General features: G+C 32.8%; 2 protein-coding genes. One reads left to right on the top strand and one right to left on the bottom strand.

Annotated elements, in window-relative coordinates; genetic code table 11:
- On the bottom strand, positions 1-315 hold a 315-nt coding region (locus tag E1140_RS21610; protein WP_221412592.1), incomplete at its 3' end, for an RteC domain-containing protein.
- Positions 316-458: 143 nt separating this feature from the next.
- Here E1140_RS21610 and E1140_RS00425 point away from each other — a divergent pair.
- Positions 459-1,520 (top strand): ComEC/Rec2 family competence protein, encoded by a 1,062-nt coding sequence (locus tag E1140_RS00425; RefSeq protein ID WP_155177984.1) that lies wholly within the window; start codon positions 459-461, stop codon positions 1,518-1,520.
- The last annotated feature ends 152 nt before the right edge of the window (positions 1,521-1,672 follow it).

Genomic DNA, 1,672 nt, shown 5'->3' with positions numbered 1-1,672 from the left:
TTTATCTAGGCAACCATTAAGAAAGACCTTTTTGGCTTTTAAACTACCTTTTGGCCTCAGCTTATAGTATTCAAATATTTGGATTTGAAAGTATAACTCTGAGAATAATCTTGGTTTGATTTTCTTAAAGAAATTAATCTCGTCATCAGGGCTTAGGAATTTATGATTAAGATAATGACCTCTTAATTCCAGAGTTAATCTTTGACATAATTTGATCTTTTCGGAGCAGCGATCTAATCTAGAATCATGATTCTGCTCAATTTCAATAAGCTTACTTTCGAGCTCATTGAGCAATTTTAAACACGGATTTTCCAACTAATAAACTTTTGCGGTGAACAAAGTGGCGCAAATTAAATCAAATAAAATATTACTATATTGGAATGTAAGAAATCAGTTATCAATTTATATAATTTGATTATTCATTTTGTTAAATGTAATCTAACCAACTGCAATTAATTATGATTTTCAGAATAAGCCATGTAACAATAGTTCTTCTTTTATTTAGTTTATCAGTGCTGGGGCAATCAATGAAAGCACATTTCATTGACATAGATCAGGCTGATGCAACGCTTTTGGAATTTGAGTGTGGTGTTGTAATGATTGATGCAGGATCTCAAGTTTTTACGAATAGTAAAAAGAGCACTGAAAAATTGATCAATTATCTTGATGCATTTTTTGAGAGACGCACGGATTTAAACAAGACTATAAATACGATTTTGATTACTCATAATCATTACGACCACAATGAGTCATTAAATGAGATAAGTGATAAATACAAGGTTTTGAATGTTGTTAGTACTGAAAATTATAATACAAATGATGTACAATATCTAATAAATAACGAAGAGGGAGTTGAACATAGATATTTAACTTATTCGGATGCCTTAAGTAAGAAGCCCAATGGCATGTATTATAAACAAATTGACCCATTTGATTGCGATGACAATGGACCTGTAATAAAGGTTTTTACAGGGATGGTTGAAATTGATGAACCTGTAGAAGTAAATGGACATAAGTTTTACAAAAGTCATTTTAGTAACCCTAATAATCACAGCCTTGTAATTAAGGTTGTATATGGAGAGTCTTCATTTCTGTTTACAGGTGATTTGGAAGATGAGGGAATTGAATATCTGCTTGCAAACTATTATGGAAATGAAGAAATCTTTGAAGCTGATGTTTACCAGGTTGGTCATCATGGATCGAGCAATGCAACTACCTCTGAGTTGCTGAAAGTAATTAAACCTAAGTATGCTGTTATAAGTGCTGGATTCTCAGGAGATCGAGGTAAGGGCACAGGTTGGGATCATGGCCATCCCAATAAAGGAGTTGTTAAAATGCTAAATGAATGGGATACCATGATCAAAAGTGAGATGGGAAAAAAAGTGCTTGTATTTGATGGCCAAGAAACGGAGCCAATAGAATTCGAAGTTGTTAGCAACTTATATTGTACCTGCTGGGAGAATAATGTTATTCTTAAAGCAGATGTGGAGGGGAATATTGAAGTTGGGAATTGGCCTTGATTCTTATTGCAGATGAAATCAAATTAGATTAAAGGCTTTCAATTTATTCGGTTACCTATTCGGTTACCTATACATAATTGATTATGATAACTAATTGATTAATAATGATTTAAAATGGTGGTACAAGTTCCTCCTCCTCTGCAAGCAAAACC

It is taken from the genome of Fulvivirga lutimaris, assembly GCF_009711525.1.
GTDB classification, from domain to species: Bacteria; Bacteroidota; Bacteroidia; order Cytophagales; family Cyclobacteriaceae; genus Fulvivirga; species Fulvivirga lutimaris.
The sequence above is the reverse complement of the archived record's forward strand: the minus strand, read 5'-3'. Positions and strand labels throughout refer to the sequence as shown.

Coding starts and splice junctions, on each gene's coding strand:
- E1140_RS00425 (WP_155177984.1), top strand. CDS start 459: ATGATTTTCAGAATAAGCCATGTAACAATAGTTCTTCTTTTATTTAGT.